General features: G+C 68.1%; 19 protein-coding genes. 11 read left to right on the top strand and 8 right to left on the bottom strand.

Annotated features, from left to right (window positions below):
* Nucleotides 1-13: 13 nt before the first annotated feature.
* Nucleotides 14-1,411: a pitrilysin family protein gene (locus MNZ29_RS11275; RefSeq protein WP_242355232.1), complete on the top strand. Its 1,398-nt coding sequence runs from the start codon at nt 14-16 to the stop codon at nt 1,409-1,411.
* On the top strand, nt 1,408-2,904 hold the full coding sequence (locus tag MNZ29_RS11270; RefSeq protein ID WP_242339905.1) for a pitrilysin family protein: 1,497 nt from the start codon (nt 1,408-1,410) through the stop codon (nt 2,902-2,904). The genes MNZ29_RS11275 and MNZ29_RS11270 overlap by 4 nt, the downstream gene beginning before the upstream one ends.
* Nucleotides 2,905-2,914: 10 nt before the next feature.
* Here MNZ29_RS11270 and MNZ29_RS11265 read toward each other — a convergent pair whose 3' ends face one another.
* On the bottom strand, nt 2,915-3,286 hold the full coding sequence (locus tag MNZ29_RS11265) for a hypothetical protein (RefSeq protein WP_242339906.1): 372 nt from the start codon (nt 3,284-3,286) through the stop codon (nt 2,915-2,917).
* A 182-nt stretch (nt 3,287-3,468) separates the two neighbouring features.
* Between MNZ29_RS11265 and MNZ29_RS11260 the strand changes: the two genes are divergently transcribed.
* From MNZ29_RS11260 to MNZ29_RS11250, 3 genes are read left to right on the top strand one after another with little or no spacing between them, the layout of a single operon-like run.
* Nucleotides 3,469-3,903, top strand: a complete 435-nt coding sequence (locus tag MNZ29_RS11260; protein WP_242339907.1) for a hypothetical protein — start codon at nt 3,469-3,471, stop codon at nt 3,901-3,903.
* Nucleotides 3,896-4,153 carry a DUF5985 family protein gene (locus tag MNZ29_RS11255; protein WP_242339908.1) on the top strand — a complete coding sequence of 86 codons (258 nt, stop codon included), beginning with the start codon at nt 3,896-3,898 and terminating at the stop codon, nt 4,151-4,153. The genes MNZ29_RS11260 and MNZ29_RS11255 overlap by 8 nt, the downstream gene beginning before the upstream one ends.
* Complete coding sequence (locus tag MNZ29_RS11250) at nt 4,150-4,410, top strand: DUF5985 family protein (protein WP_242339909.1); 261 nt, start codon at nt 4,150-4,152, stop codon at nt 4,408-4,410. Before MNZ29_RS11255 ends, MNZ29_RS11250 begins: the two co-directional genes overlap by 4 nt.
* Before the next feature lie 25 nt (nt 4,411-4,435).
* Here MNZ29_RS11250 and MNZ29_RS11245 read toward each other — a convergent pair whose 3' ends face one another.
* A complete protein-coding gene (locus tag MNZ29_RS11245) occupies nt 4,436-5,857 on the bottom strand; it encodes a sigma-54-dependent Fis family transcriptional regulator (RefSeq protein ID WP_242339910.1) in 1,422 nt (473 codons plus the stop codon).
* A gap of 223 nt (nt 5,858-6,080) precedes the next feature.
* On the opposite strand from MNZ29_RS11245, the gene MNZ29_RS11240 reads away from it, so the two are divergent.
* Both MNZ29_RS11240 and MNZ29_RS11235 read left to right on the top strand, forming a co-directional pair.
* Complete coding sequence (locus MNZ29_RS11240) at nt 6,081-6,428, top strand: hypothetical protein (protein WP_242339911.1); 348 nt, start codon at nt 6,081-6,083, stop codon at nt 6,426-6,428.
* 57 nt (nt 6,429-6,485) lie between these two features.
* On the top strand, nt 6,486-8,381 hold the full coding sequence (locus MNZ29_RS11235; protein WP_242339912.1) for a multiheme c-type cytochrome: 1,896 nt from the start codon (nt 6,486-6,488) through the stop codon (nt 8,379-8,381).
* Nucleotides 8,382-8,564: 183 nt separating this feature from the next.
* Here the strand turns inward: MNZ29_RS11235 and MNZ29_RS11230 are convergent, their stop codons facing one another.
* Nucleotides 8,565-9,386, bottom strand: coding sequence for a class I SAM-dependent methyltransferase (locus MNZ29_RS11230; RefSeq protein WP_242355230.1), 822 nt, complete (start codon nt 9,384-9,386; stop codon nt 8,565-8,567).
* Nucleotides 9,387-10,107: 721 nt separating this feature from the next.
* On the opposite strand from MNZ29_RS11230, the gene MNZ29_RS11225 reads away from it, so the two are divergent.
* A protein-coding gene (locus tag MNZ29_RS11225) for an IS3 family transposase (RefSeq protein ID WP_242341609.1) occupies nt 10,108-11,210 on the top strand; the annotation gives its coding sequence in 2 pieces (ribosomal slippage) (nt 10,108-10,363 and nt 10,363-11,210; 1,104 coding nt in all).
* Nucleotides 11,211-11,521: 311 nt separating this feature from the next.
* On the opposite strand, the gene MNZ29_RS11220 is transcribed toward MNZ29_RS11225, so the two are convergent.
* Nucleotides 11,522-12,361 (bottom strand): hypothetical protein, encoded by an 840-nt coding sequence (locus MNZ29_RS11220; protein ID WP_242355228.1) that lies wholly within the window; start codon nt 12,359-12,361, stop codon nt 11,522-11,524.
* 601 nt (nt 12,362-12,962) lie between these two features.
* Between MNZ29_RS11220 and MNZ29_RS11215 the strand changes: the two genes are divergently transcribed.
* Both MNZ29_RS11215 and MNZ29_RS11210 read left to right on the top strand, forming a co-directional pair.
* Nucleotides 12,963-13,520, top strand: coding sequence for a hypothetical protein (locus MNZ29_RS11215; protein ID WP_242355227.1), 558 nt, complete (start codon nt 12,963-12,965; stop codon nt 13,518-13,520).
* A complete protein-coding gene (locus MNZ29_RS11210; RefSeq protein WP_242355225.1) occupies nt 13,517-20,134 on the top strand; it encodes an RHS repeat-associated core domain-containing protein in 6,618 nt (2,205 codons plus the stop codon). The genes MNZ29_RS11215 and MNZ29_RS11210 overlap by 4 nt, the downstream gene beginning before the upstream one ends.
* Nucleotides 20,135-20,683: 549 nt before the next feature.
* Here MNZ29_RS11210 and MNZ29_RS11205 read toward each other — a convergent pair.
* The 4 genes from MNZ29_RS11205 to MNZ29_RS11190 are packed head-to-tail and all read right to left on the bottom strand — an operon-like array spanning nt 20,684 to nt 23,628.
* Complete coding sequence (locus tag MNZ29_RS11205; protein ID WP_242338719.1) at nt 20,684-21,247, bottom strand: plasmid pRiA4b ORF-3 family protein; 564 nt, start codon at nt 21,245-21,247, stop codon at nt 20,684-20,686.
* 37 nt (nt 21,248-21,284) lie between these two features.
* Nucleotides 21,285-22,823 carry an IS66 family transposase gene (locus MNZ29_RS11200; RefSeq protein ID WP_242355223.1) on the bottom strand — a complete coding sequence of 513 codons (1,539 nt, stop codon included), beginning with the start codon at nt 22,821-22,823 and terminating at the stop codon, nt 21,285-21,287.
* A gap of 19 nt (nt 22,824-22,842) precedes the next feature.
* Entirely contained in the window at nt 22,843-23,238 is a 396-nt protein-coding gene (tnpB, locus tag MNZ29_RS11195; RefSeq protein WP_242338716.1) for an IS66 family insertion sequence element accessory protein TnpB, read from the bottom strand.
* Between the two features lie 3 nt (nt 23,239-23,241).
* The gene (locus MNZ29_RS11190; RefSeq protein WP_242338715.1) at nt 23,242-23,628 is read right to left on the bottom strand and encodes an IS66 family insertion sequence element accessory protein TnpB; all 387 of its coding nucleotides are present in this window, start codon (nt 23,626-23,628) and stop codon (nt 23,242-23,244) included.
* A 77-nt stretch (nt 23,629-23,705) separates the two neighbouring features.
* Between MNZ29_RS11190 and MNZ29_RS25140 the strand changes: the two genes are divergently transcribed.
* Nucleotides 23,706-23,954, top strand: a complete 249-nt coding sequence (locus MNZ29_RS25140; RefSeq protein ID WP_374109396.1) for a colicin D domain-containing protein — start codon at nt 23,706-23,708, stop codon at nt 23,952-23,954.
* The last annotated feature ends 209 nt before the right edge of the window (nt 23,955-24,163 follow it).

Below are 24,163 nucleotides of genomic sequence, written 5' to 3'. Positions count from 1 at the left end.
GAAGGGGGTGTCGATGAAGCCCGTCCTGCTCGTCCTCGCGCTCGCGGCGGCCCTGGGCTGCGCGTCGTCGCGCGGCGCCACGCGCCCGCACGCCGCGCGCCTCGCGGTGCCGATCGAGTACCACAAGCTCGACAACGGCCTGCGCGTCGTGCTCTCGCCGGACCGCAGCGTCCCCAAGGTCGCGGTGGGCGTCTACTACGGCATCGGCTTCCGCGTGGAGCCCAGGGACCGCACCGGCTTCGCCCACCTCTTCGAGCACATGATGTTCCAGGGCTCGCGGAACCTCGGGAAGATGGAGTTCATCAAGCTCGTGCAGTCGAACGGCGGGACGCTCAACGGCTCCACCCGCTTCGACTTCACGAACTACTACGAGGTCGTCCCCTCGAACGTGCTCGAGACCGTCCTCTGGGCGGAGGCGGACCGCATGCGCGGCCTCGCCGTCACGCAGGAGAACCTCGACAACCAGAAGGGCGTGGTCTCGAACGAGGTGAAGGTGAACGTCCTGAACCGCCCGTACGGCGGGTTCCCCTGGCTCGACCTGCCGCAGGTCGCGAACGACAACTGGTACAACGCCCACAACTTCTACGGCGACCTCGCCGACATCCAGGCGGCCACGCTCCCGGACGTCCAGAAGTTCTTCGAGACCTACTACGCGCCCAACGACGCGGTCGTGGCGCTCGCCGGCGACTTCGACCCGAAGGAGGCGCTCGGCTGGGTGAAGCGCCACTTCGCCGACATCCGTCCCGTCCCGCAGCCCCCGCGGCCGGACCTCTCCGAGCCGCGCCAGGAGCGGGAGCGGCGCGCGGAGAAGCTGGATCCGCTCGCCGAGCGGCCGGCGCTCGCGGTCGCCTGGCACGCGCCGCCGCGGAGCACGCCCGAGCACGCGGCGTTCGTGCTCCTCGATCAGATGATCCTCCAGGGGCGCGACTCGGCGCTCTACCAGAAGCTCGTGCAGGAGAAGGGGCTCACCGGCGACGTGTCGGGCGGCGTGAACCTGCTCGGGAATTCCTGGAACTACGACGGGCCCATGCTCGAGATCGCCTACCTCTTCCACGACACGGACCGGAGCGCGGACGAGCTGTTGCGCGCGGTCGACGAGGCGCTCGCGCCGTACCTCGAGAAGCCCGTGGACCCGGAGACCCTCGCGCGTGCCAAGGTGAAGGCGCGCTCCACGCTGTACTCGGAGATGGAGCAGTTCGCGGGGTTCGGCCTCGTGGACCTCCTCGCCGCGCAGGCGCTCTTCCACGACGACCCCGCCCGCGTGAACCGGATCGAGGAAGACCTCGAGGCGGTGACGCCGGCGCTCGTGCTCCAGACGGCGCGCGAGTGGCTCCGCCCGACGAACCGGACCGTGTTCCTCGTGAAGCCGAAGGAGCAGAAGGATCCGAAGGAGCAGAGGAGAGCGCCATGACCTTCCTCGCCGCCGCCCTCGCGCTCGCCGTCGCCCAGGCTCCCGCCGCGCCCGCGGCCGCTCCGCGCGAGGCGCCCCCGCCGCCGCGTCCGCCGCCCGACTTCCGCCTCCCGCGCACGCACGGCTTCACCCTCGACAACGGCCTCGCGGTCACGCTCGTCGAGATGGGCGTGCTGCCCAAGGCCACCGTCGCGCTCGTGTTCCGCGCCGGCACCGGCGACGATCCGCCCGGCAAGACCGGGCTCTCGAGCTTCCTCGCGGCCCTCCTCACCGAGGGCACGACCACCCGCAGCGCCGCCGAGATCGCCGGCGCCGCCGCGCGCTGGGGCGGGGCGATCGAGACGAACGTGACGCCGGACGAGACGATCGTCACGGGCACGGTGCTCTCGGAGTTCGCGCCCGAGCTCGTGGCGCTCGTCGCCGACGTGGCGGCGAACCCCGCCTTCCCGCAGCGCGAGGTGGAGCGCGTGCGGCAGGACACGCTGCGCTCCGTCGCCATCGCGCGCACCCAGCCGCAGGTGCTCGCCCAGGAGCGCTTCCTCGCGACGCTGTACCCGGACCACCCCTACGGCAAGCTCCTCCCCACCCCCGAGATCGTCCGCGGCTACACCGTGGACGAGGCGCGGGCGTTCCACGCCGCGAGCTACCGGGCGCGGCGAGCGCACCTCTACGTGGCCGGGCGCTTCGACCGCGCCGCGACCGAGGCGCGCATCCGCGCGGCGCTGGCCTCGCTCCCGCCCGGCGGGCCGCGCGAGCTCGCGCCGCCGCAACCCAGCTCGCGCCGCGCCGTGGAGCTCGTCGACCGCGCGGGCGCGGTCCAGTCGTCGCTCTACCTCGGGCTGCCGGTCCTCGAGCCGCGCCACCCGGACTACCTGAAGCTCGCGGTCGCGAACACGCTCCTCGGCGGCTACTTCTCCTCGCGGATCACCGCCAACATCCGCGAGGCGAAGGGCTACACCTACTCCCCCGCGAGCGCCGTCTCGGTGCGCGCCGGCACCGGCTACTGGGCGGAGGTGGCCGACGTCACCACGGCGGTCACCGGCGCCGCGATCGGCGAGGTCCTCCGCGAGGTGGAGCGGCTCCGCGCCGAGCCGCCGCGGGAGGAGGAGCTGCGCGCGGTGCAGGCGTACCTCGCCGGCACCTTCGTGCTGCAGACCTCCGATCGCGACGGCCTCATCGCGCGCCTGCGCTTCGTGGAGCTGCACGGCCTCGGCGAGAGGTGGCTCGAGGACTACGTGAGGAACGTCCGCGCCGTCACGCCCGACGACGTGCGGCGCATGGCCCAGACCTGGCTCGATCCCGCTCGCATGACGCTCGTGGTGGTGGGCGACCCGGCCCAGGTGAAGGAGCAGCTCCGGCCGTTCGGGGAGCTCGCCACGCCTCCTGGCGTTCCTGCGCCGGAGACCGCTCCGCCCGCCGCTCCGGCCGCGCCGAAGGAGGCCGCGCCCACGAAGCCAGCTCCTCCCGGCAAGCCGGCGAGACCGCGCACCTGAGCGCTCGCGTTCACTCCACCTTCGAGAGGAACTCCTTCGCCTGGTCCACGGTCTCGAAGACGTGGAAGTCGCGCCTCGCGAGGACCTTCAAGGTGTTGAACACCATGCGGTGCATGCCGGACAGGCCGGTCACCGCCGCCGCCTTCACGTGCGGCCGGTTCCCCTCGGTCAGCGAGCGGAGCGCCTCGATGAGCTTCATGTCCGCGACGACGTTCTTCGCGTTCGTGATGGTGAGGACGGAGCCGAGCGGCTGGGAGCGGACGTCCCGCGCGACCTGCGCGGCGAGCGCGACGACGCCGTCCGCGCCGAGCCCCTCGGCGTCGATGAGGTAGATGCGCTTTCCGTTGTGCTCGATGAAGCGGGCGCGGCGGCTGACGTCCATGGGGGCCTCCCAGGGCATCGAGGGTGCGGCTTCTTAGCACGGCCTCATGCGAGTTCCCGAGAGGCCGCCCCGCCGAGGTCCCGCCCCACACGTGACGAGGCGGCCGTTCGACAATCGCCGCGCGGCCGGAGCGCCGCACGCCCGGCCGGCCGACGCGGTATCGTTTGACGTCATAGGGATGGGTGCGTAGTCTGCCGGCCGTTTTGTCCGACGAGCTCGCCCCCGACATCCAGGCCTTCATGCTCGCGAGCGTGGACTCCTACGAGCAGCTCGAGATCCTGCTGCTGCTCCATCGCGAGCAGGCGGCGCCGTGGACCGCGGCCCAGGTGGCGGAGGCCCTCCAGATCTCGCTCGCGGCGGCGGCGAGCTCGCTCGACGAGCTCGCGGGACGGCGGCTCCTCACGGTGACGAGAGGGAGCGAGCGGAGCCACCGCTACGCGCCCGCGGACGCGGACACCGCCGACGTCGTCGACCGGCTGGCGCGCGCCTACGAGGAGCGCCGGGTGGCGGTCATCGACCTCATGAGCGCGAACGCGATGAGCCGGATCCGGCGCTCCGCGCTGCGCACGTTCGCGGAGGCGTTCCGGGTGACGGGGGCGAAGAAGCGAGATGGCTGAGGCGGTCTATCTCCTGTGCGCGCTCACGAGCGTGGTCTGCGCGGCGCTCCTCGTGCGGAGCTACGCCGCGACGCGGGTGCGGCTCATGCTCTGGAGCGCGCTCTGCTTCGTGGGGCTCGCGCTCAACAACGTGCTGCTCTACGTGGACCTCGTCCTCACCCCGCGCACGGACCTCTGGGTCGTCCGCACCGTGCCGGCGGTGGTGGGCATCGCCCTGCTCGTGTTCGGGCTCGTGTGGGAGTCCGAATGATGCAGTTCGTCTGGGGCGCCCTCGCCGCTGGCTGCGCCGTCGCGGGCCTGTTCTTCCTGCGCTTCTGGCGCGAGAGCCGCGATCGGCTGTTCGCCGGGTTCGCGGCGGCGTTCTTCGTGCTCGCCCTGAACTGGGCCGCCCTCGGGGTGGTGAACCCGAGCGACGAGACCCGGCACCTCACCTACCTGCTCCGGCTCGTCGCCTTCCTCATCCTCATCTGGGCGATCGTGGACAAGAACCGGCGCTCGGCGCGCTGAGCCCGGAGACGGCGGGCGGTCGCGGTCAGGCCGGCTCCGGCTCCTGCTCGGCGGGGCCGGCCGGGTCCGGCGCCACGACGCCGAGCCGCTTCATGCGCTTCCAGAGGGTGACCCGGGAGATGCCCAGCGCGTCGGCGGCGCGCGCGCGGTTTCCGCCGGTGCGCGCGAGCGCCCCCAGGATCACGTCCCGATCGGTCGCGGCCGGCGTGCGGGCCGGGAACGACCCGGCGCAGACGTCGCGCGGCAGGTGCTCGGGCGCGATCGCGAGGCCGCCGGCCTGCAGCGCGGCGAACTCCAGGACGTTCTGGAGCTCCCGCACGTTCCCGGGCCACGCGTAGGCATGGAGGAGCCTCAGCGCACCGGCCGTGGGTGGCGGCACGCCGAGGCGCGCGAGGAACCGCTCCGCGATCGGGCCCACGTCCTCCGGGTGCTCGCGGAGCGCCGGGACGCGGAGCGGGAACACCGCGAGGCGGAAGTACAGATCGGCCCGGAAGCGCCCGTCCGCGACCAGCTGCTTCAGGTCGCGGTGCGTCGCGCAGACGAGCCGCACGTCCACGGGGATGGGCTGCGAGTCGCCGACCCGCTCCACCACGCGCTGCTCGATGACGCGCAGGAGCTTCACCTGGACGGCGGGGGACACGTCCCCGATCTCGTCGAGCAGGAGCGTGCCGCCGCTCGCCTCCTGGAACCGCCCGCGCCGGTCGCGCACGGCCCCGGTGAAGGCGCCCTTCACGTGCCCGAACAGCTCGCTCTCGAGGAGGCTCTCGTTGAGCGCGGAGCAGGCGACCCTCACGAGCGGGCCCGCGGCGCGCCGGCTCTGGCGGTGGATCGCCTCAGCCACGCGCTCCTTCCCCACGCCGCTCTCGCCGAGGATCATCACCGTCGCCTCGGAGCGCGCGACGAGCGAGATCGTGCGGCGCAGCTCGCGCATGAGCGGGTGGTCGCCGAGGAGCCCGTGCCGGTCGTCGCCCTCCGCGTCCGCGCGGCCCGCCCGGTCGCCGGGGGGCGGGACCGCGCACGCGCCCTCGCGAGGCGCCGGGCCGGCCGCCTCGAGCTCCGTCACGTCCGTGAAGCTCTCGAGCGCGCCCGCGGTCCGGCCCGCCTGGTCGTGGAGCGCGACCGCGTTCTTCACGATGAGCCGGTCTCGGCCGTCCTTCGTGCGGATGGTGCAGCACTTCGTGCTCTTGCCGCGGGCCTCGATCCCACAGAGCAGCGGCCCGACGCCGCACATGCAGCCCCGCACGGCGTCCCCGGCGAGGATGGAGCAGCGGCGGCCGACGGCCTCGTCGGACGAGTAGCCCGTGATCCGCTCGGCGGCGGCGTTCCAGTAGGTGACGAGGCCCTCCTCGTCGGTCGTGAACAGCGCGTCCGGGAGCGCGTCGGCGAGCGCGCGGAGCATCTCCAGGCTGCCGAGGCCGAGGAACGGGAGGGGCGGCGTCGAGGTCATCGGATCCGGGGGCGTTGCGGGAACGTTCACCGGAAACGGCGGGTGAACGGGGCGAGACTAACAGACCGCTCGCGGTCGCCGCATCGGTCGGAAACCCGATACGCGCCCGGTACTTGGCCGTGCGGCCGTATGCCGCGGGAGCGCGCCTCGATGGCGCGTCTCTTGCGGAACGCCCCGCCGGCGCGCCGGAACGCGGCGCGAATCGAAAGGAGCAGTCCTCATCATGGAACTCACGCTTCACAAGGCGAGCCGCGCGCTCGGCCTGCTGGCGGCGCTCGCGCTCCCCGGGCTCGGGTACGCGGCGCACCCGTTCCCCATCACGCTCAAGGACGCGGCCGGCACGCCGGTCGCGACGAGCGCGCGGCCGTACAGCTCCGAGAAGAGCTGCGGCGGCTGCCACGACTTCGGGGCGATCACGCAGGGCTACCACTTCCAGCAAGGCCGCACGAACGCCGCCGGCGACCTCCAGGTCTCCGACACGTTCGCGGGCGACATCGGCGCGGGCCAGACCTACGGGATCGGCACGGGCGCCTGGTGGAAGCTCTCGGACGGCATGTACGGCAAGTGGTGACCCCCGTCGGCCGACTCGAGCCAGTTGGCTCGAAAGACGAATCGCAGCTCGACCGAGATGGACAAGACCTCCTTCTTCTTCGCGATGCAGTGCGGCGCCTGTCATCCGGGCGGCGCGGCGCTCGCCTACGACCGCGAAGGTCAGCGCTACTGGGACGGGAGCGTGTTCGGCCACAGCCGCTCCGCCAGCCCTCCCGCGGATCCGCAGCTCGACGGTGACTACGGGTTCGTGAACCCGGCCACCGGCGCGAAGGGCGCCGCGGCCTGGAACAAGACGGGCGTCGCCGAGGCGGACTGCCTGCTGTGCCATCTGCCCGGCTACAGCTGGAAGAACCGCACCGGCACCCTCGGCGCCGGCGCCGCGCTGACCGACGCGAGCGGCCAGCCGGTCGCGGCGTTCGCCGCGGCGAGCACGGCCGGGCTCGGCTTCGCGCAGGTCACGTTCGTCACGCCCGCGCCGCCGCAGCCGAAGGCGCAGACCGTGACGATCGACTACGCCGCGGGCGGCGTGAAGCCGGACGGCACCACGGCGCTCACGCTCGACAACGTCGGCACCTTCCTCGAGCGCAAGGTGCGCGACGAGAACTGCCGGCTCTGCCACGCCACGCCGGACCGGAAGAAGTCCGGCCGCTCGTGGACCGCCGACACCGACGTCCACAAGGCGGCGGGGCTGGGCTGCGTGGACTGCCACCCCGCCGGCCCGGACCACCAGATCGCCAAGGGCGACATCGTCATCGGCTCCGTCCGCGACGACCTCGACGGCGGCATGGTCGATTGCGCCGGCTGCCACCTCGAGGGCCGCGCGCCGGCCGGCATGTCCGCGCCGGATCCGACCGTGGCCCACGGGGACCTGCCCGCGATCCACCTGGAGAAGCTCGCCTGCCAGGCCTGCCACATCCGCTATCTGCAGGATGCCGCGAGCTCGGCGGACGTGACCGAGATCCCCGAGGTGTTCCTCGACATGGTCTCGACCGGCGTCCAGACGCCGGTGCTCTCGAGCGCCACCTTCGGCGGCGGCAAGAAGCTCCTCGGCAGCGATCCGCTGGACCCGTCGCGCGACCTGCCCGAGCTCGTCGCGGCGGCGGCCGAGGTCGACCCGGCCACCGGGAAGCCACACACGGAGTACCTCACGCGCTGGTACCCCTCGCTCCGGCCGTGGAAGGGGCCGTCGATGGCGGCGCAGAAGCTCGTCACCGTGAAGCCGCTCCTCACGGCGTGGTTCGGCGACTGGCTGTCGGGCGACGGGCTCGACGCGCGCATCCGCCCGATCCCGCTGCGGCTCGTGCGCAAGGCGCTCACCGGCACCGTGGCGACGCCGGCGCCCGGCGCGCCGCCGAACCCGTACGTCGGGGGGCTCGCGCTCGCCGACGACGACGGGGACGGCAAGCCGGAGCTCAACACCCGCGCGGAGATCAAGGCGTTCCTCCAGGCGATCGCGAGCGCCACGGACGTGGACGGCACGACGCCGATCGTCACCGCGAAGGCGGTGCTCGTGAAGGCGCCGCACGTCTGGTTCCTCGACGCGAGCGGCGAGGCCCAGTCCTTCGAGAGCCCGGTGGCGGAGAGCCACGACTTCGCCGTGAACCACAACGTGGTGCCGAAGCGCGATCCGCTGAGCCCCACGCTGAAGCCCGGACCGTGGGGCTCGGCCGGCTGTGCCGAGTGCCACTCTCCTCAGTCGGCGTTCTTCTTCGGCAAGCAGCTCATCGAGGTCTACGACGAGACCGGCGCGCCGCAGTACGAGCCGCACTGGGCGGCGATGGGCTACACGGCGGAGCGCGCCGCGGCGCTCACGGCCTCCGTGCCGCAGCCGCCCGCTCCTCCGCCCCCGACGACGGACACGGTGAAGAAGAGCTCCGGTGGCTGCGGCTCGAGCGGCGCGGCCGCCGCGCCCGCCGCGCTCCTCGGCCTGGCGCTGCCGCTCCTGCGGCGCCGCCGCCGCGTGACCGGCTGATCCGCTGAGAGCGGACGCGCGCAGCGCCGCCTCCTCCGAGGGGCGGCGCTGCCGCGGCCGCGCGAGCGTCACCCCGCGGGCGGCGCGCCTGGCAGCGGGGCGACTGCGGCACCGCGGCGGTCGCCTCGCGCACGAGGAAGCAGCGGGACGCGGGGCAGTTCGTGGCGCCCCGATGGTCGCGAATCAACGCGCGCTCCTGCCCGCCTTTGACCCGCGCACGGCCCATGCGCGAGCGGTGAGAAGGATGGATCCATCCGCCTCGACCGGCAGCATCCGGCGGAACCCCTCGCGCAGCGCGGCGCGGTCGTCCTCCGGGAGCGACATGACGTACGCCGGCGCCGGGCCCTGCCCGCCGAGGAACGGGGACCACACGTCGTCGAAGTCGCGAAAGTGCATGGGGACGTCGATGGCGCGCGAGGCGACGCCCGAGAGTCCCGCCGCGTCGAGCAGCGCCCGGAGCGGCGCGGGCGCGCAGATGGGAAAGCGATCGCCCTCGTCGAGGCGGGCCGCCTCGGGATGCCGTTCCTTCGCCGCGTCCCAGAACCGGCGCATGAGCTCCATCCCGGCGGCGTAGTCCCACACGTACAGCGCGATGGTGCTCCCCGGCCGTCCTGCGCGCGCCATCTCAGCGACCATGCGCGACGCGTCCGGCACGAAGTTCAGGACGAGCCCGGAGACGACGGCGTCGAACCGGGCGGATGCGACGGGCAGCGCCTGCGCGTCCCCGACTCCGAACGCGGCCCTCGCGTCCTTCACGGACCGGCGTGCGTGCGCGGCGAACCCCGTCGAGCGATCGATCCCCAGCACCGCGCTCGGCTCGGCACCTTCGGTGATCGCCTCGACGAGAGCGCCCGCGCCGCACCCGACGTCGAGCCAGCGCCGGCGAGGCGGTACGCGGAGCCAGCCGACGAACTCGCGCGCGACGAGCCGGCTCCAGCGGCCGACGTACGCCTCGTACGCCGCTCCCACCGCCCACACGTCGTGCACCGATCGCTCGTCAGGCATCTTCCAGACCCCGGGCGCCGACGCTCGGCCGTCCGGAGCATCGTCGTTTCGGAGGCGGGTGGGGGGCGCTACTCCCGGGCGGGGGTCGTTCGCGGCGCGGTCGGCCGGTGCCAATAGCCGGCGGTTCGCCCTTCGCCGTCGGCGCCAGCGGCAGCACTTGCCGGCGCTTCAGGGCGCGGTCGGTCTGGTGCCGCTCGCATCAAGACAAGCGATTCCTGAGTCGTCGACCGGCCCTAGCACTTCGGGTCCGAACCGGCGTCACGCAATAAACATCACCGTCGGCGAAATCGCTTCCTGCGCTCGCTTGACTCCAGAACACGCGACACGTACAAGGAGTGTCACCACTAATCGTGGATCGGCCGCATCGGGGCGCACCGAGCGCGAGGATGACATGATTGCATCCCTGATTGCCGTACAGTTGGCATACCTTGTCGACGCAATCTGTCCGAACGGTTCCACGAGGTCCTGCGCAATACCAGGGTGTGACTCCGCGCAGCAGACGTGTCTCGACGGTTATTGGGAAGACTGTGTATGCAGGACGTCGTGCACGCTTGGCGCAACCCGCAGTTGCACGCTGACGAGCTGCGTCTACGCTAACCAGACCTGTGGCGCCGACCCGATCTGGAACTCCAATCTGTGGGGCTCGTGTACGTGCGCATGACCTGCCCCCCGAAAACTGGACGGGTCGAAGCGTGAGTCCTCTACTGATCGTGGAGGACGGATGCGGAAGAGCAAGTTCACCGACGAGCAGATCATCAAGGTCCTGAAGGAGGTCGAGGCGGGCGCCAAGGTGCAGGACGTCGTGCGCCGCCTCGGCATCACGGAGACGACCTTCTACCGCTGGAAGGCGAAGTTCGGCGGCCTCGAGGTCAGCGAGGCGAAGCGGCTCCGGGCGCTCGAGGATGAGAACCGGAAGCTCAAGACGCTCGTCGCAGACCTCACCCTGGACAAGCAGGCCCTGCAGCACCTCCTCGGAAAAAAATGGTAGGGCCCGCCGCGCTCCGCCTCGGCGTGGAAGCGATCCGGGCGGAGTTCGCGATCACCAAGCGGCGGGCCTGCCGCGTCGTCGGGCTCGCGCCGGCGACCTACTACTACCGAGGGCGGCGCCCGGAACGCGTCGAACTCAGGGAGAAGCTCCGGGCGTTCGCCGCACAGCGACCGCGCTGGGGCTATCGGCGCCTCCACGTGCTGCTGAAGCGCGAGGGCCACGACGTGAACCACAAGCTCGTTTTCCGCCTGTACCGCTCGGAAGGCTTGGCAGTCAGGAAGAAGAAGCGCAAGCGCATCGCCGCGTCTGTGCGGGTACTCCCGCCGCCGCCGACGCGGCCGCGGCAGCAGTGGACGATGGACTTCACCCAGGACTCGCTCGCGAGCGGGCGCCAGTTCCGGACGCTGAACCTGGTCGACACCTTCACGCGGGAGTGCCTCGTCATCGAGGTCGACCACTCGCTCCCAGGAGCACGCGTCGCGCGCGTGCTCGAGCGCGTCGTCGAGCTCCACGGCAAGCCGGAGCTGATCCGCGTCGACAACGGCACCGAGTTCACGAGCCACGTCGTGGACGCCTGGTCCTATGCGCAGGGCATCAAGCTGGACTTCATCCGGCCGGGCAAGCCGACCGAGAACGGCTACATCGAGAGCTTCAACGGGAAGTTCAGGGACGAGTGCCTGAACGAGAACTGGTTCCTCAGCCTCGACGACGCTCGGAAGAAGATCGAGGCCTATCGGATCGACTACAACGAGGTGCGGCCGCACAGCTCGCTGGACAACCAGACGCCGAACGGCTTTGCTCGCAGTATCACCGGACTCACGAAGCTAGCCGTCTAGAGTCGGGGGGCAGGTCACGCATGCTACGCAGACAGCAATGCGTGCACGGATGATCTGTGGACGAATGGGCAATGCACGCATCCGGTCAAGAATATCGACGACGGAAACTCATGCACGACCGACACATGCGATCCGGCGACCGGCGGCGTCACTCACCCACCTGCTACCGGTCTGGCCTGTAGCGACAATAATGGCTGCACCCTCAATGACTCCTGCAACGCTTCCGCGCAGTGCGTCGGGACTCCAAAGCCAATCGACGACGGAAATCCATGTACGAATGACACATGCGACCCGGCGACGGGAAGCGTCAGTCACGTTGCAGCCACGGGCTTGGCATGCAGTGACGCGAATGCCTGTACGCTGAGCGACGCGTGCAACGCGTCAGGGCAGTGCGTCGGAACTGCGAAGGCGGTGGACGATGGGAATGCGTGCACGAATGACCGCTGCGATCCTGCGACGGGCGTCGTTTCGCACATCGCCGCGACGGGGTCGAGCTGCAGCGACAACAACGCCTGCACGCTTAACGATGTCTGCAACGCGTCGGCCGCGTGCGTCGGCACGCTGAAAACCGTCGACGACAGCAACCCCTGCACCGCGGATTCCTGCAACACCTCCACCGGGGTCGTAACGCACGCAGCGCTGACGGGGCAGGCGTGCAATGACGCAAATGCCTGTACGCTGAACGACTTGTGCAACGCGTCGGGGCAGTGCGTCGGTACAGCGAAGGTGGTGGACGATGGAAACGCGTGCACGACGGACGGATGCAATACCGCGACCGGCGCCGTTACGCATGTCGCCGCGACGGGGTCGAGTTGCAGCGACAACAATGCGTGCACGCTGAGCGATGTCTGCAACGCATCGGCCGTGTGCGTCGGCACGCTGAAAACCGTCGACGACGGCAACCCCTGCACCGCGGATTCCTGCAACACTTCCACAGGGATCGTAACGCACTCAGCGCTGACAAACGGGTGCTGCGCCACCGGCGTGGCCGTCACGTCGAAATGCTGCACGTCAGGGATCGCTGTGACTCCCGGCACGTCCTGCTCGGACGACGATGCCTGCAACGGGTTCGAGACGTGCAACGCCGCTGGATCGTGCGTTGCCGGCGCACCACCCGTTGTGGATGACGGGAACGCGTGCACGACGGACACCTGTGATCCCGCCAACGGAACCGTCCGCCACACGCAGGTGACGCTCGACGACGGAAACCCGTGCACGTGGGACTCATGTGACCCGACTTCGGGCGTGAGTCACACCGCCGCAACCTCGGACGCGAGCGGCGGCGCTTGCGTCGCGGGCACGTACTTCTGCTACGACAAGTATGGGCGCGTGATCAAGAAGCTGGTGTGCGTGGCGGGACAGCCCTGTATCGCGTCATGCCAGTAGCCGCGGAGACCCAGGTTCAATCAATTGCGCCCGATAAGTGAGTCCTCGGCCAACCTCGTCCCCGCAGGAGCACACATGTTCGTTGCGGCGCCGTCTCGTCGCCTCGCAATTGCGATGGTCATCGTCTTTGCGGCCTGTGGCCGTTCTCCCCGCGACGAAGAAGCGGAGCGCGCACGGGAGTTGAGCGCTCCCCGGGTTGGCGAGGCCTGGGCGGATAGACCCCACGTCGTGTTCACGAAACAGTCGCTTCTGATCACCACCCTCAACGTCCCCGTTCGTCTCCCGGCAACGCTGCCCAGCAGACCATCGCCGGACACGATACGAGTGGGAGACTCGTCAGTGGTCGTTGTCCAGGATGACGGGTCCGTGATCGCGCTCCGTGAAGGTCGAACGCGCATCGAAGCTGTGAGCGGGAAGTCCACGCTCGACGTGGAAGTACTTCCAGCACAAGCCATCGACCTATCGCCCGGGCGAGCCAGGATCGAGCGCGGAGGCACACTCGAACTTCAGCTCACGGACGTGTCCTCCGGAAAACGTCTACCCGCGAGCGCCGCCACGTGGATCACCAGTTCGCCCGAGCGCCTCGTCGTTCGCGATGGCGTCGCGTATGCGACGGGTGTTGCCGGTCCGGTAACGGTCCTGGCCAGATACGGCGACGCCGAGGCACAGGCTGAGATCGAGGTTCAGAAGGCAGTCCGGTTGGAGCTGAATCCTGCCGATGCGCGCATGCGACCTGGGGACGTGCGCCTGTTCCGGCTCGAAGGCGGCAACGCAGGCGAGCGCGTTGCGTGGTCGTCCACCGCTCCTCGCGTGCTCGCGTCGGCCGGGCAGGGACTATTTCAGGCCAGGAAGAATGGGCGTGCGCGGGTGTGCGCCGCTGCGCTGGAAGAGCGCGTCTGCGCAATCGTGGAGGTGGCGAGATGACTTCGACTGCGGCTGCCCTGGTCCTGATGGTCTCCGTCGCCAACGCTGGCCCGACCGTCGTCGAGAGCACCGGCGACCTCTCTTACGCGTATGACTTCGAGCTGCCGAAGGCGCGAGGTCGTTACCAACCCGAGCTCGCGCTCGTGTACTCCAGCGCGGACAACCGCGACGTGGGGTACGGTCACGGGTGGACGCTCACGTCGGTCTACATCGAGCGCGACACGCGAGCCGTCCCGGGCCGGAGCACGACCTGGCTCGTGTCGGGAAAGAACCGGAAGCTCCTCGTTCCATTCAATGTGCAGACGGTTTTCCGCCCCGAGGTAGAAGACGTCTTCTTCGAGGTGACAGCCCTGTCGTCGGGCGCGACGTATTCCGCGCGGGACGCGAGCGGGTCGACGTACTTCTTCGATCGAGTGTTCGGGAATCGGACGTACCTGACGCGCGTGACGGACCTCGACGGCAACGTGGTCACGTTCGGGTTCGACGTCGACAAGGAAGACCCTGTGTCGATTCAGTACAATGTGTTGCCGAATGCGCCATCGACGTTCGCCACGACCGTCCGGCTCGAGTTCGGGACCGGACTCGACGAGGCCGGAACGTCGGTACCCTCTGCGCCAAGAGCTGCAGCGGGCGGCGCTGTCAACCTCGAGTCGTCCTACACGTACATGGCTGAGCGGACATCGCGCCTCACGCGTGTTCGCGTGCTGGGAGGCGTAGGAGCCGCGCAGCGGACGATCCGAGGGTACGACGTCCGGTATACACCGGCGGGCGCGGGAGACGTCACGAGCGTCTCGCGCATCACGCAGCTGGGCGTCGACCTCACCGGCGAGCTTCCGCCCACGCGCTTCGTTTACGCGATCGCGAGCTCCTACGGGGTCGAAGCGTCGCAACCCGGAGCGCTGCCCCTGGTCCCGAAATGCTTCAAGCCGTCGGAGTCCCTTGTCGATCTGGACGGCGATGGGCGCGTCGATTTTGCCTGCTGGGGAACACTCAGCAACGGGCAAACGGGAATCTTATGGCTACGCAACGTCACGCCGATCGGAGGCGCGACCGTAGCTTTCGCAAGCAATTACACGGAGGTTTCAACGCCTGCGTGGGGCTATCTTCGTGATTTCGACGGGGATGGCGTCCCCGACATCGTGTACCCGTGGCTGAACGGGTCTGCGAACATGCACAGCATCTATCGAGGACAGGTCGGCGGGACGACGGTGACCTACTCCTCGAGCCCGATCGTTCTCGACGTCACAGCGTATTGCCCGCCGTTGAGCCAGGACCTCATACGCGGCGCCGGAACCATCGAGTGTAGAGTCATCGCGGACATGAACGGCGACGGCGTGATGGATTACGGTCGGCCGAGTGCCGAGCCGTGCTACGCGGACGCGTATCCGTTTTGTGCCTGCTCCTTTGCTCTGACCAGACTCAACGCTAACGGTACGGGAGAACTCGTGCCTTTTGCCGCGAGAAGATTCTTGCCCGGCTGTCCGCTCGAGCTGGACGCGCAGAACACGTACTCGACTCGTTCTGACACCACGCCGGCGGTCGACATCAACGGCGATGGTCTCGCCGACGCGGTGCGGAACCCGGGTACCTTCCATACGAACTCGCTGGGCTCGGCCAATTACCGGACGACAACGGGAATGTGGATCGTCGGGCTGAACGTCGGTCACGTGAACGACTTCGGGACCACGCAATATTGGGTGAACGACAGCCAGTTCAGTGGGTATGGCGACTCTCCCAATATCCGGCTTGACGCCAACTCGTCGATTTGCTCGCTGGCCACGGTAGACGATCAGGTCTACGGTTCCGCCGATCTTCTGGACTTCAATGGCGATGGCCGCCCCGACTTCTTTAATGCCGGGGGATTGAACTCGAGCCAGATCGCCTGGAATACTGGGCGCGCATTCGGTGCGCTCGTGGACGTCGTGGGACCCACGTCCGATGGAAAACAGTGGGCTCGTTGGGACGGTACGCTCGGTGGGGTATACGACTGGAAGAGCTCCCAATCGTGTTCGCCGAACTCAGGGGTATACGATTGCTGTTCAGCAGAGGTCCCGATGCTCAACTACGCCGGCGAGTTCACGGACATGAACGGCGATGGCATCCCGGACTTCCTGTGGCGGACGTTCGACCCGCCGAGCGTCTCGGCCATGCGCGGCCAGGTGACACTTCTGGATCCGAGCGCAGGCGAGCTTCCCATCGCCCGGCCGATGCTCCTCCAAAAGGTCGTCGTCCCCGACGGCGGGGAGTTCTCGATCCAGTACGTGCCGTCCACCACGTTGGCGGTTCCGCGAGCGCGGCTGAAGCCAGTCGTCTCCGCGCTGACCGTCAGCGGGGCCAACGTCGAGAAGAGCACCACTTACTACTGGTACGCGAATCCCTCGGGAGAGAAGGCCTGGTACGATCCCGCCAAGTTCGATGATCGCGGGTTCCGCGAGTCATGGTCCCAGAACGAGACGACGCGGATCGTTCGCCACACCACCTGGTCGGTGTCACACGCACTGGTGGGCCGCCCGACGCTCGTCGAGCTTGGCATCGCCTCGAACCGTGCGCTCGGAAGACCGGCGGTGTCCTCCGACGCGGGTGCTCCCCCTTCTGCTGCCGACGTGGCGTGGTTTTCTCGAGACTCATTCCAGTACCGTCTCAAGTGGCTCGGCGACGGAAGGGGCCTGGACTGCCTCGCCGCGGGAGAGCCGTCCGCGACCGACTACCCGGTGCGTGTGGTCCCGAAAAGTGTAGCGAAGGCGAACCTCTTCGGGACGACGCAGGCCACGGTCACTACCGCCGTGGATTGCGCCGACGTCGATGACGCTGGAAATTTCCTGAGGGTGGTGTCGACGCCCAGCCTTTACGGAACGCCGGGTCCGGCGCTTGTCACGACGCAGTCTTTCGTCGGAGCGACCAGCTGCGTCAACGTTCCCGCCGAGCTGACGACATCTCGGTGGAGCGGCACGAAGGAGCTCACCCGCGCGATCAAGACGTTCGACACCGACTGTCGCCTTATCGAAGAGTGGTCGCCGGACGAAAAGGGGGGGAGGACGAACCGGATAGCGTACACGTACGCCGGCCCTTTGAAGCAGCTCGATACGACGACGACGGGTGCCACCACGAAGCGCGCGGCGTATGACGCTACTTATGGGCTGTACGTAAAGCAGGAGACCACCGAAGATTCCGCGAAGACGATCAGCACGACGTACGAGTACGACGAGCCGACGGGTCTCCGGATCTCGGCGGTCGGGCCGTCCGTCACCCGTGACCTGAGCGGAGGCACGACCTCGGCGGGATTGGCTCGGTACTACCTCTACGACGCGTTCGGTCGGACCGTCGCGGTGTCGAAGCAGCCGTTCGCTACGAGTACCGACGCCTCGACGGCGGCCTATGTCCCCCGCGCCAGCGGCACCTCCTCCGTCGTTGAGGTGACGCGCTACCTCGACTCGGTGATGCCTCGCGCAGTCGAGACGTACCGGTTTGCGGTGGCAAAGGCGTTCTCCACGACTGAGGGATTCACCGATTCCGACGACGTGATGAAGTCGACCGTGTACCGCGACGGCTTGGGCCGAGTCATCCAGGTTCGCGAGCGCCTCGGCGGCGCGCCTGGCGGAGCCGCGGATGCCGCAGCCCAGGTGAACCAGGCGGTCCGTGGTGTCAAGGTCTCAAAGGCTCTAGTGCTGGACGGAGCCGGCCGTGAGCGCGCGTCGCTCGAACCGTTCTATGCGGACGGCGAATCCTTCGTGGATTACACCGTGGACGGGGCCGTTCCCGTGGTGCGGGGGACGATCACGACGTACGACGACCAACTCGCCTCGTTCGGCTACACCCGACGCGGAGCGGCCTGGTGCACTTCGTACCAGGTCATCACGGCCGGGAAGGTGCCCGGGCCGGCAGCGGATTGCGTCTCCGACTCGTCGAACACGTCGCGGTTCCGACTCGCGACGGAGACCCGGACGACGATCCGAACGATCTCCGGCGGTACCTACGGCCTCTACGTCGCGACGGAGGTGATCCCCCCGGACGTGAACGCGATCGGAGGCTCGACGCCTCGCGTGACGCTCGCCGGTCCTGGGGGTGAGCAACTCGGCTCGATCGATGGCGACGGTAACTTCACATGGATCGAGCGGGACGTGATGGGGAGGGAAGTCGCTTCGTGGCGCGAAGGCGCATCGCGGAGCATCCGAACGCCTATCCCGGTGAGCACGATCAAGTACAACCTCGCGGGACAGGTCGTCGAGACCTGGGACGCGAACTTCCCGACCGTCGCGCAGACGAATACGTATGACGAGGCAGGCAGGCTCTCGTTCGTCACGAAGGACCCCAACACAAAGGAAGGAATCGCCTACGTGTACGGGGCGGGCGGTCTCGGGCGCGTGACGGAGGTCCGCGAGGTCACGTATCCGGGAGGCGTCACGACGGAGCGAGTGCTCGCCCAGAACCACTACGACACGGGCTACGGGCCCGACTACACGTTCGTGTCCGGAAAGCTCTCCTGGACGCTCGACGGAGACGGCAATACCTTCGTCGCGTACGCGTACGACGACGCGGGGCGCGTGTCCCGCCGAGACCAGTGGTTCGGGCCGCTCGGCCAGTCGAAGCGCTTCACGGTGAACTCGACCTACGGGGCGGACGGCCGTGTGCTCGACTCCTGCGTCGTGAACCCGTTCGACGCCTCCCGGATCTTCCGCTACAAGGTCGAGTACGACTCCGCTGGGCGCCCAGTGGTGCTGTCGGGCTCGTACCGCGCAGACTGCGGGGGGACGGACATCGCTGGGACGTCGGCGAAGATCTACGAGGCCGTCCTGGGTACGAACGTTTACGGTGCGTACGATGCGCTCGGGCGCGTGCCCGTGATGAGGGCGGACGACGGCCGCGTGGTGAGCGCGCGCGTGTACGGAGCGAACAGCGGAGCGCTCGTTCGCGAGTGCAAACGGTTCTCGAACGACGTGAGCTGCGTCGGGACGTCACTCGAAGCGCAGAAGGACATTTACCGCACCGACGCGGTGGACGCGACGTACCGCGGCGCGAAGCTCGCGAGCTACTCGGACGCGGCGACCGGGACGAGGTACCAGAACGCGTATCTCTCGAGCGGCCGGCTGCAGAACGCGATGGCGACACCGACGAGCACGGTGGGCGACCTGACGCAGGACTGGACGGCGGCGTTCGTGTTCAACGGCATCGGCAATCTCGATGGCATCGCCACAACTCGCGATGCATCGAGCGGGAACGCGCGGACGGACTACTCCTGGACGGAGCGGTACGGTTACGCGTCGACGTCTTCCGGAGAGCTGCTGGACCGGGCCGTGGCCATGACGTCGTCCGGTACCGTGCCGCCGACGAGCGCTGGGACGACGGCGTACGCGTACGATCTCCTCGGCCACCTCACGTCCGTGACGCGGAGCGCCGGAGAGAGCGAGAACCTGTACTACGCTCCAGGCGGCGAGCTCCTGTACCGGCAGATCGGCGAGCGCTTCGTTTTCTATGTCGGCGAGTACGCAACGGTCACCGCGCGCGGCGCGCCGGGGTGCGGCGCGAGCTGCACGCCGCAACTGTCAACGGTCGAGCTGGACGCCCACGTCGTCTTCGCGGGGACGCGGATCGCGAGCGTGAAGCCGTCGCGGACGCTCTACTACTACCGGACGCGCCTCGGGACGGTGATCGCGACGAGCCTCAGCGGCGGAGTTGTGGGGGCGGCGTACCGCTACGACGCATATGGTGCCCTCGATGCAGTAACGAACGAGACCGAGGCGACGCGCTCAGAGCTGGGTTACACCAATGCTTTATTGTTAAGCGGATCGCTCATTTATCTGAAGACTCGTGTTTATGACACCAAGGCGCGATTGTTTATACAGTCTGACATTGTCGACCGCCTCAGGTACGCATACGTCGCCGGCGACCCAGTCAACTCGTCAGACCCGACGGGCCTCGCAGCAATTGAGAGCGCCCCTTCGATGACGGTCTCGATAATCCAGGATGGGAGCGTGTGGCGAGTCGTCGAGCGGGATAACAACACAGGACGTTTGACGGTGACCGCCTGCTACGACGCTCAATTCCCAGGGGACACGGCAAGCCGCGCAAAGTTCGCGCAGCAGATCGCGCTTCAGAGCGAGCAGGGCTCCGTGGAATATGAGCCTGCGGCCGCACCGTCCAGTCGGGAGCAAGGGACATCGTCAGTCCGCGCGACGAGCACTAATGGAGCGTCTAGGATTCCAACCACGTTCGAGGCAAGGAAACCCGGAAAATCGCCGCCCGGCAAATGGCCGGATGAAGGTCCGCCAGAGGAGGCGGTGGGCAAGAAACCGAAATGGAACCCGGAAGGCTACTGGGAAGGAAAGGGTGATCGCAAAGTGACATGGGACGATCGATCTCACGGGACAGGTGTCGATCGTGGCAAGGGAAAGCAAGACGGACACTGGGATGACGAATCTTCGAACAACAGATGGGACCGATACGGGAACCTGCTGCCGGGCTCGCCCGATCTCAAACGGGCTGAATCCCTACGGGCAGCAGAGGCAGCGGCAGCTACGATTGGGGCCGGCTATGTGATATACCGTGTCGTACGTTTCGCGCCGTCTCTGTTTCCGGCCCTATGGCCCACTATTCCTGTGAATGCCGTGGTACCCTGAGCACCTATTATGAAGCTTCCGAAGCGCTTTGAAACGCTCATTGAGTCCGGCCCCGGAGAAGTGCCGGACTTCTGTTGGCTCGCATTCGCCGTGTGCGCGCTGGGCGAGAACCCGTGCGGCTGGTCTGGATGGATCCTTGACGGTGTATTTCGGTCAGTCGTGGGCGAACAAGCACGCGACGATTCGCGCGTATCATTGCCCAGCAGCGATTCACAGACATGCCCAAGCTGCGGCGGCACGCTCTTTCGCACGGGTCACGACGTAAGGATGGACAGATCCGCCTCTCAAGACAAACGCCTGAAGCTAGGCACGGATTACGATCTTGCCGACGACGTCGAGTACGCGTAATTCGTAACTCCTCGCCGAAGCCGGTCGTGACCAAAGGGATCCCGAAACGCCCGACCCAGAGTTCCGTCGGGCGAACGATCCGGCCGAATCGCGGACCGCGACGATCACGCCTCCGGCGGTCTGCGCCCGCTTCTGCACTGAAGCCAGCGACCGCGACGTGCAGGGTAACCGCCCGGCGGCCGACGTGTTGACTGCGAACGGCTATCGCCGACCGAAGCGGAAGGCCCGATTCACGGCGTTCGCGTCGAAGCCCGCCGGGTCGAAGTACCCGCCGAGCCAGGTGACGATGCTGTCGTGCTCCTCGTCCTTCGGCGACTTGAGTACGCGACACAGTTCCTCGTAGCCAGTCGTGCCCCCGCAGTCCTCGGGAGGGCATGCGCGCTTCCCATCAACGCAGAGCGGGTAGTGGTGGCGAGGATCGGGTTCGAGAACGTCCTCGAGGTCCACGAGGTGCTCCCAGTCGTCGCCGTAGTCGTACCGATAGAGCAGGCGCGCCCCTTTGCTCGGGAGGACTGCCGCAAGCTTCACCTTTCGCTCATCCTTGAGGTCGTCGGCGTCCTCCTCGATCCCGAACATCCCGTAGCGACCCGACCAAGTCTCGAAGCAGTGGAGGTGCGAATCGGTCCACCCCATCGCGTCTTGAAGGACGGCGTGGAACTTCGCGAGCGTCATCTCGGCTGGGACAAGGAGCCGCCGCCAGACGGCGGGAGCCGTGTCCTGGAGCGTGACCTTGAGCTGGTAGATCTTCTTCTTCGTCGCGGCCATGTCCCGCAGGCGTACATGGCCTCCGCCCGCGAGGCAATCACTGAGGGGCGGCAGGTTTCCACCGGTACGGCAGCAGCTCGTCGATCCGCGAGGCCGGATGGGTCTGCACGCGGATGAGCACGTCGGCGAGGTAGTCGACCGGGTTCACGCCGTTCGCCTCGCACGTTGCGATGAGCGAGTAGAGCCCAGCGCGGTTCTCGCCGGCCTCGTTCGTGCCCACGAAGAGGAAATTCTTACGGCCGAGCGCGGCGACACGAAGCGCGCGCTCGGAGGCGTTGTTGTCGATGGGAAGGTGCGGGTCGGTGAGGAAGAGCGTCAGCGCGTCCCACTGGCCTACCGCGTAGCTGATCGCCTCGCCCATCGGTCCTTTCGGCGGGTGCCGCGGACGCTCGGCGTCGAGCCACGCCTTGAAGTTCTCCATCACCGCGCGGCTCTCGGTCTGGCGCATCTCGAGGTGCTCGGGCGTGCCGAGGAGATCGGCATCGAGTGCGGCGCGCTCGATCCTGTAAACCTCGAGGATGAAGACCATCGCCTGTATCGCGGCGTCAGGCGCGACCGACTGGCCATCGAAGAACTTTCGCCGGACGTGCGCGAGACAGCCGGCCCGGACGCGCCGGCCCGGCAAGGTGACGCGGTCGTATCCCTTGTACGCGTCGGCGACGAGCTTACCCGCGGTGCCCTCGAGCACGCGGTCGGGCGTCTCACTCGAGCGGCTCGGCGAGAAGACGTACGCGATCATCTCACGCTCGTCCTCGTCCTTTGCGATGAAGCTCCAGAGCCAGGAGCGCCGCGTCTTCCCCTTCGCCTGCACGCGGTGCGATGTCTCGTCGGCGAGGACGATCTCCTTCTCCGCGATCACATCGAGCAGCCGGTCGGAGATGGGCTTCGTGATCTCGGCGGTCCTGTGGAAGTAGTCGCCGAGCGTCGAGTCGTTCACCTGCACGCCGACTCGGCGGTACGCCTTGGCCTGGCGGTGGAGCGGCAGGGCGTCGGCGCACTTGGAGACGGCGACCTGCGCCATGAAGGTCGGGCCGACGCGCGCCTTGTCGAAGACCTTCGTCGGCCCGTCCGCCGTGATGACTGTCTCGCCGCACTTGCAGCGCAGCTTCTCCTGGATGTGGAGCTGCCGCTCGACGATGGCGGGGACGAGCTCGAAGAGCTCGCTCATCGCGCCGTCGCCGAGCTTCGAGAACTCGTGCCCGCCGCACTTCGGGCAGACCTTCTGGTCCTCGCGGACCTTGTGCTCGATCTTGCGGGTGACGAGCTGGCGCTTCTTCTCCGCGTTCTCCCGACGGGTCTGCAGGGCCGCGATGCGGTCGGCCTCAGCGCGCGCGGGGTCGCGGATCGCCGTCGCGAGCGGCGTGATCTTCTCCGACCGCTTTCCAAAGACGTGCCGCTGGAGCTTCTCGACGGTGTCCTTCACCGAGGCGAACTGCTCGCTCAACGTCGAGAGCGACTCGCTCTGAGCCTGGATCGTCTGCGCCTGGGCCGCGATGGTCTTCTGGGCGGCGTCGAGCTGGATGGCGAGGCTCTCGGCCTGCTCGCGCCACTCGCAGTCGTGGTCGCCGCTCCCCATCAACCATGTTCGATCACAATCAGATCGGCTTGTCCATGGGACGGCTGGTCGGACGATCCGCCTGGGACGGCGGCTCCCAGTGCGCGGGACGTCGGACGCGGCCGAACTCGATCCCGTCGAGCAGCATTGCGAGCTGCGTCGAGTCGATCTCGACAGCCATCGTGTCCTGCCCGATGTGCGGCAGCTTGAACTGCCCGCGCTCGAGCCGCTTGTAGAGCAGGACGAACCCGCCCTTGTCCCAGGCGAGGATCTTCACCCGATCCGCCCGCCTCGAGAGGAAGACGAACAGGTGCCCGGAGTAGGCGTCCTGCCGGAGCTCCTCCTGGACGACGCTCATCAGGCCGTCGATGGACTTCCGCATGTCTATCGGGTTCTTCCCGATGAAGATGCGGACGGACCGCGGGATGGTGATCACGGGCTACAGGGCCGCGGCGAGGGCCCGGAGGTACCTGAGATCCGTTCCCGCGGGGAAGCGGACTCGGACGCCGGACGGGAGGGCCAGCTCGAGGAGATCGTCGCCAGGGGCCGCCGCGATCACCGTGGTCCGCGGCTTCGCCGCGGACGTTACCACGCGCACCGGCAGCAGACGCGAGCCCTTCTCGGCGCTCCCCTGCGCGGGGGCTTGATCAGACGACTTCGCCGCCTCCGTCACGAGCGGACGCGATTCCTTGCGGAGCCGGTAGATCCAGTACCGCAGGTGACTGAGCGAGATCCCGCGCTCCGTCGCGAACTCGCGCTGCGTCAGGTCGCTCGACTCGAAGTCTGCGACGAGCTTCGTCCACCGCGTCCGATCCTGCTCGGCCATGCCGTCCTCCGTCGTGAACGGAGGAGCATCAGCCCGGCCGGTCAGCCCCGCCAGACGTCGATCCCCGGGCGGTTACCGTGCAGGGCCGAAGCGCGATCCCTCGGACCGAATACTGGAACTCTGGGTGGGGTCTTCTGAACCAGCACATCAACAGGCCCGGTGTTCGCGCGATTACGGGCACGTACCGAGGCAATCCGGTCACCCACTATCTCGACCCGCAGACCGGACTGAACGTCATTGCCGACCCCGCTGGAAATTACGTGAGCGGCTGGCGGCTCGGGGCGGAGCAGGTCGAAAGCGTCCTCACCAACGGGAGGCTCTTCTGATGAAGACCGAATCCGGGGTCATGCTCTCGTTGACCCATGACCAGGCGCTAGTCCTTTTCGAGTGGTTGAGCAGAGAAGACGGGGTTGTGTCCCTAAGAATGTGTGAATCGGAAGTTCGCGGAGGCTGAGAAGGAAGTGGAAGCTCCTCGGTGACCAAACACCAACGGCCTCGCTTGGCGGCGAGTCCAAGGAGCTTCCAGTGAACGAGG

The organism is Anaeromyxobacter sp. SG64, assembly GCF_022690745.1.
Lineage (GTDB): Bacteria > Myxococcota > Myxococcia > Myxococcales > Anaeromyxobacteraceae > Anaeromyxobacter > Anaeromyxobacter soli.
Note: the sequence above shows the minus strand (reverse complement) of the source record. Positions and strands in the feature narration are given on the sequence as shown.